This window comes from Leptospira alexanderi serovar Manhao 3 str. L 60, from assembly GCF_000243815.2.
Classification (GTDB): Bacteria; Spirochaetota; Leptospiria; order Leptospirales; family Leptospiraceae; genus Leptospira; species Leptospira alexanderi.
The window spans coordinates 23,447-30,160 of record NZ_AHMT02000025.1; the positions used below are offsets into that span (position 1 = coordinate 23,447).

A 6,714-nucleotide genomic window follows, 5' to 3' on the forward strand; every position below is an offset into this window, starting at 1 on the left:
ACTTGAATCATTTAAATCAAAGAACAAGCCCCGGTCGTTCCTTAAGGAATGATTCTATTAGCCATGTCTTGGAAGGCGTATTATTAGTAAACTAAAAAATTGACAATCAGTTTCCCCTATGTCAGATAGGCATTCAATTTATGTTATAAATGTGTCTTTATCTCGACATTGCGGCTTTGTTATTTCTTTAGGAGAATTTTTTTCTAAAGAAATAAACTTTTATGAGAATTCTAGTTCCATTTAAAACTCTTCTAAATTGAAAAGTTCTTACAAAAACGAGTTCATCTTGAAAATAAAAAGTTAAGATCTTACTCTTACCTTAAAAATCGGATTAAAGATTATCTTTTTATGGGGCTATTCTGGAAGTTGCTAATTTAAATAATCGATTTTTATAATATGATTTGGGTACCTGATTAACTTTTATGGTACGTTTCCCAAACAAAAGGACGTAGTAGGGCATGGAAAAGATAAAAGTGATCGCCGCAAAATTCGATATCACGAGTAGCTTTGTATTTGTTGTGATTGAAAACTGAATCTTCTTATTTTGTCGGGGTTGAAAAAAATTTCGTTCTTCGTTCTTCTATTTTAGAAAAAACGGGATTTTAATTCTGGGAATTGATGAGCTGTTTTCTGAATTCTCTCGGAGATTTCCCTGTAAATTTTACACAAGCTCTATGAAACGAAGATGCCGAATTAAAGCCGCATTCTAGCGCAACTTGTAATAAGTTCATGTGTGACTTATCGCGAAGGTTCCGTTTTACGTCTTCGATCCGATTCATATTCAAGAAATCCGCGAATTTCATGGACATGTGTTTATTGAGATAATAAGAGGCTTGGTGTGTGGAAAGTCCGAGATAAGAAGCAAAATCCGGCAAACGAAGTTCTTCATCCGCATAACCTCTCACTTGAAGAAAGGAATTGATTCTTTCTTCGATCTTATCCAATTCCACACCTTCCAAAATATTTCTAGTAGATTCCGTCTGATCGTCTTCGGATTCGATTAAATTATCCACCAGAAAATCCGAAAGGACTTGGTTATCTGCGAGTGATTTGTTAGATTCACCGTAAGCTTTACTGAAAAGAACAGGGAAGAAACGTTCGATTAAGGTAATATAAGCGATCATAAACCCGGGGATGAGCTCTGAGAACATAAGCATTTTTGTAGAACTTGTCAAGGTTCCGGCCAAATCCAAAATCAATGAGGAAGTGATAACGAGTGTGATAAACGGAAAGTTAAAAAATACATTTGCCTTTTTGGAAGAATGAATTTTGTAGATGCCCCATCCGGATGCGTAAAGGGTGATTAGAACTGTCGCCGAATCACAAATACAAATGTAAATCGTACCCGGTAAAAAAAACGCACCCATCATTGTAATTGGGATGATAGCGGTCAGTCTTTTACAGTAATACCAAGGATTCTCCAAACCGTCAAGAATGAACATCATACAAATTAAAACCGCAGCCGAGGCATAAAGAACTAAACCGAAGTAAACTCCTAAAAACATGGGGTCTTTCATCAATCTTGGATCGGTTTCTTGCGGAAAAATTACTTTATTGTTAGTCATCAGGAAGATGCTTACACTCAAAAGAATCGTACCATAGGCTTTGCTGAATTCGTCTCTTCTCCCGGCGTAGAGTTTGGTAATAGCCATTACGATTCCCGTTCCGACTCCGGCTGCGTGAGCGTAAAATAAATTAATTTCTGAGAATATGATATCGAATAGGGTATTTGCATTTAACATTTGAATTAATTCCTGAAACGAAAAGATTTTTGCAAACGCTCGGTCGTAATTTTATGGAATTTTTGCGGCGACCAAGTTTCGTGGGGACGCTTTATTTCCATTTATTTCATTATAACTTTAGATTTTGAACGAAGTCATCGGTAAATATAATTTGAAAACAAGAAAATTATAAATATCAGATATTCTATTTTGGAATTTATTTTAATCTGAAATGGAATTACAAATGGCTGGTGGGAAAAAGATAAATTTTGACCGAGAATTCCCCGCTTTAAGCTCGATTTAATCATAGATAAAGTTTGGTTTCTGAAGGAACATCTGTTGTCGGCGAAGATTGGAAATGAATCACCTTTGTTTGAGTTTCTCGGAATTGTTTCGGAGACATTCCGGTCTCTTTAAGAAAGGCCTTATAAAAAGAAGAATTCGAATTGAAACCGACCGCGATTCCGACGGAAACGACGGAGCGGGATGGGTCATTGATGAGCATTGACTTTGCTTCTTCGACCCGAAATCGATTGATATAATTGTTAAAATTCATGCCAAGATGGTTATTCAAAAAGAAAGAAAGTTGGTGTACCGAGATTCCAAGCTCTTCGGAAACATCCGGAAGGCGAATGTCTTCGTCCAAGTAAATTCTTTCCTCCTTAATGATATGAATCAGTTTTTTTTCAAGAGCGTTGATGTCCACATCATGCAAAAGAGAACGTTTAACGAAGTTTTTTCCCGGTTCCAAGGAGAAAAAATCCAGTAAATTGGGGTGAATTAAGGTAAGGAAGTAATAAAAAATAACCGTAAATGTTGTATGTACACTGGAAAGAAGTATTAGGGAATTATTTTCAAATACAATTCCGAGGATTTCTAGGGGAATACACAGGGATATCAGAACGACCAAAGTAAGAACCTTTCTAAAGTTGACCGTGGAAGATTCGTATTTCTTGTCGATAAAGACGTTTGCAATCGCAATTACAAAGTAGACGAAAACGTATAAGTCCGCTGCAAAAAGGAAAAATTCGAGTTCTTTACTACCTTCTTGTTCGTAAAAAGTAATGATCGGAAGACTAAGGATAAACGGACCTAAAAGATTTGAATAATAAATCAAAGGAAGTTTCGAATACTTTTTGAAACTCATCGTTGAAATTAAAAATACGAGAGTTCCACTGGCGGCTAAAGCTACAATATCAATTAAAAAGAGAGACTTTCGTAACCAAGTTTGGGAGATCATACTCAAGCTGAATTCGTCCACAAACTGAAAAATCGCGGTAAGAATTAAGACTGATGAAATCAGATAATCTATTTGTTTTTTTGCGCGAATCCAACTTCCAATTCCTAAAACTAAAGCAAAACCCGCTCCAAATCTTATTAAACTTAATAAGATTTCTTTATTTAGCATCGAATCTAAAATATTCACCATAATCCATTGTGCGTTTTTTGTTTTTTTAATTTATTTGTTTAGAAAACAAAAACACGTCTCTAATTAAAGTTTGATGAACTCACTATATTTCAATCAATAGATTCATTTTTAAATTGAATGTAATTTGGTCCATTCAAATTCAACTTAAACGAATCATTTTATATACGAATGTGGAAATGACATTTAAATTGTAAAAGAAATTTCGAATATTCGTTAATACTTTTATTTTGACTAACAACTTTATAGATAAAGATTCCTTCCGATGAGGAATATTTCCTTTTGTATGTAAAATGTTTGAGGATTTATCATTGAATTAACTTTATATGAGTCTCTTTATAATATAGAAAATGTTTATTGTAAGAAGTTATAATTTATTTTTAGATCAATACTCAAACAACAAACAATGTAATCAAAATACGATTTTTATTTTTTGAAAAGTTATTTAAAGTTTTTTGAAACATTAATGGGAATTAAAAATAAAAATCAATTAATATATTGTATCTAACGCTACAACGTTAAGAGAAGTGAAAAAATCATCTCTGTAGATTTGTAGTAACTCTGTTGAAAGATGTTCAAAATAATGTCGAATTAAAGAATTCAATTATGTTATTTTATATTTTGATAAGTGTGATTCATTTAGAATTCATAAAAATCTAGGATTGAATTTTTATATAACCGATATAAAATTAAAAATTCGTTTATTGATGAAAACGAATTGGATATAAATGCAAGTCAAGCTATGAAAGCGGCTATTAATTTGTAAGTCGTATAAAATTAAAGGAAAAGAGTTATGGATTTGTGAAATTGAGAATGAAAGGAAGATGTTATTCCTATTTGCGGTTGGAAACTTTTCAGTTTATTTGAAAAATCATTTTCAAGTGAGTTTATAAAAGTAGATTTAGGAATAGGGGAGTATGGTATCATTTTATTCAGTGATTTGTAGTTTTAGTTTGATATGACTGTTCAAAAAGATGTCTCTCGTTTTCGGTTATATAATACGGAAACTACTCTTTTTACTTTCGTAAAGGACTTATTCTACAATTTCCTCAATAGTGCTCTAGAGTTTCCGGATTTTTACGCTTAGAATTGAGAATTCATCCCGATTATTGTAAGCTGAATCGAATTTCTTTTGAACTTTAGATTATAAGATGAAAAGAAAAAATGGATTTCTACGATACAATGAGCCTATGATTTCTGAATACAGCGATCTTTTTATTGAAAATAAAATTCATTCATCGGATATATTTAGTTATTCGCTGTATAATTTTGAAGGGAAACAGCTCTATTCTGAACCGAGTTATAATTCCTTATTGAATTCGGATCTAAAACTCAAGAAGGCGGTCGAAAGATTTATCGATTATGGCAATAGGCACTCGAATGTTTCAGGGCTTCGAAGATTTAAAAACGATAGAAACATTCAACTTATGGTTCGATCGGAGAATGACCGGATTTACAAGGTCGGCTTTGAAATCAATCCAAAGGGCAGCTATATACTTGTGCATATCGAATCTACTACAAGGAATTTATCCTATTCCGAAAAACACAGAATTCAAAGATTTCGGTCTTTAAAACACGATTTGGTTCGTACTTTAAAACTGGAAAAAACATATTTCTATCTCGTTAATATTGAAATTTACAATCACCCGTCTCTTCATAAATACGAAACTCAGATTTACGAGGCCGTTTTTTTGGATTTACATACCGAATTTTTAACTATCACTAATAACCAAAACGTCGGTTTTCGTATTTCCACAAATCAGATCTTTTTTGCATATCAAATCAACAAACCGGATGTAGATATCAATTGGATTCCTTCGAGTTTGATTTCTTATATGAAGAATACGATCCAAATTGAAAATTACGAGTTTCATTTGAAGCTTTCCATCGGAGGATTTCATACTTCCGAAACAGATACCAGTCCTCTCAATATTCTCAAGGGTTTAAAAACGAATCTTAGAAAAGTGATCGATTCTCCTTTTAGTCGGTACGCGACCCAGAATCAAAATGATTCCTCCAATTTAATCGCAACGTATTTATCTCTTAGAAACTCAGTACATAAAAAAGAACTTCTTCTATATTATCAACCGATTGTCAGTTCGGAAACCAAAGGTCTACATTCCTTAGAAGCACTTTCACGTTGGAATCATTCCGTTAAAGGGATGATTAGTCCGGATATTTTTATCCCTTTAGCGGAAGAGTCGGGTTTGATCAGTTCTATTGGGGCTTGGGTCATTCAAAATGCGCTTTTAGATTTGTCTCAAATTCAAAAAAATGAATCTTTATCTTCCAATTCTTTAATTTCGATCAATGTGTCGCCGTTTCAGTTGAAAAATCCTGAATTCGCGGACAACTTAATTTCCTACTTTTCGAAATTGAATCTCCTTCCGAATTCTGTTGTTCTTGAAATGACGGAAAGTCGTTACGAAGAAACAACTCTGATCATCGAGCAAATGGCAATTTTAAAACGTTTCGGTTTTCAGATCGCGATTGATGATTTTGGAATAGGAAATTCTAATTTTTCTAGGATTGAAAAAATTGAATGTGATTACGTAAAATTAGATAAAAGCCTGGTCATCGGTGTCGATGCCAATCAAAGTAAGAGAAGCATTTTGAAGGCGATTTCTCAGGTTCTTTCGTCCCTTGGGAAAAAAACGGTTTTTGAAGGAATTGAAAATGCGGAATTAGAAAGTATTGCAATTGATTATGGGGCGAACTTTTTACAAGGATTTCACTATGGAAAACCGACTCAAATTACGGATCTTTCTTCCTTTCAGTTTCAACTCTAGGGAAAGATTGTAATTTGGTAATGTATTTGTAATAAATTGAGATCTGTCTTAAAAATCTCGTTTTGATTATTGTTTCGACAAATGTTCTCATTAAAAAATTGCCCATGTTAAGTCTTACTAGGATAGATTTAAAGTCTGTCTTAAACCCGTCGAGCGCCAATAGATTAGTATGATTCTTGGACGTAAGACAGTTCCGAATGTGATATTCTTGATTCGACGGAGTCAAGAAGGCCGGTGGCAGATTGATCGCTTCTTTGGGGCTTAGACCCCGACCAATAGATGAATCTAAATCGGCCACCGCAAACCAAAGTGTGGCGGCTTAACAAAGTCGACCGCGAATAGGAGTGCTGGTTTATCACCGGACTTTGTTAAGCCCTTCCGTCTCTGTCATTTTACTGATCCCTATAAAAATGAGTACCCGTAAATAAGAAATAAAAAAAGATGGTAATGTGAGAAATGACAAAAACCAAAAGAGACCAAGGATTTAGAGAAAAGAAGACAGAAGGGAATTCGTTTACTTGAGAAGGGCTATACGTGCTACGGAGTATCAAAAAAGCTTGGAGTAAGCAAGCAATCGGTAATGCGTTGGCGAGAAAGATATGAAAAGGAAGGAATCGAAGGAGTAAAATGGAATGGTCGACGAGGTCGACCGACCAAATTGACCATTTCAGAGAAGAAAGAATTAAAAAGAATCATCTTGAAAGGTCCGATCAGTAACGGTTATCCGAATGAACTTTGGTCAACGTATCGTGTATCAGAAATCATACGAAAAGAATTC

The 6,714-nt window shown here is 34.1% G+C and carries 4 protein-coding genes; 2 read left to right on the plus strand and 2 right to left on the minus strand.

Annotated elements, in window-relative coordinates:
- Positions 1–602: 602 nt before the first annotated feature.
- Positions 603–1,742 carry a helix-turn-helix domain-containing protein gene (locus LEP1GSC062_RS08595; RefSeq protein ID WP_010576326.1) on the minus strand — a complete coding sequence of 380 codons (1,140 nt, stop codon included), beginning with the start codon at positions 1,740–1,742 and terminating at the stop codon, positions 603–605.
- Positions 1,743–2,025: 283 nt separating this feature from the next.
- Complete coding sequence (locus tag LEP1GSC062_RS08600; RefSeq protein WP_039941596.1) at positions 2,026–3,150, minus strand: AraC family transcriptional regulator; 1,125 nt, start codon at positions 3,148–3,150, stop codon at positions 2,026–2,028.
- 1,187 nt (positions 3,151–4,337) lie between these two features.
- On the opposite strand from LEP1GSC062_RS08600, the gene LEP1GSC062_RS08605 reads away from it, so the two are divergent.
- Positions 4,338–5,936: an EAL domain-containing protein gene (locus tag LEP1GSC062_RS08605; protein ID WP_010576325.1), complete on the plus strand. Its 1,599-nt coding sequence runs from the start codon at positions 4,338–4,340 to the stop codon at positions 5,934–5,936.
- A 508-nt stretch (positions 5,937–6,444) separates the two neighbouring features.
- Positions 6,445–6,714: helix-turn-helix domain-containing protein (locus tag LEP1GSC062_RS08610; RefSeq protein WP_155827662.1), on the plus strand; the 270-nt coding region annotated here is incomplete at its 3' end.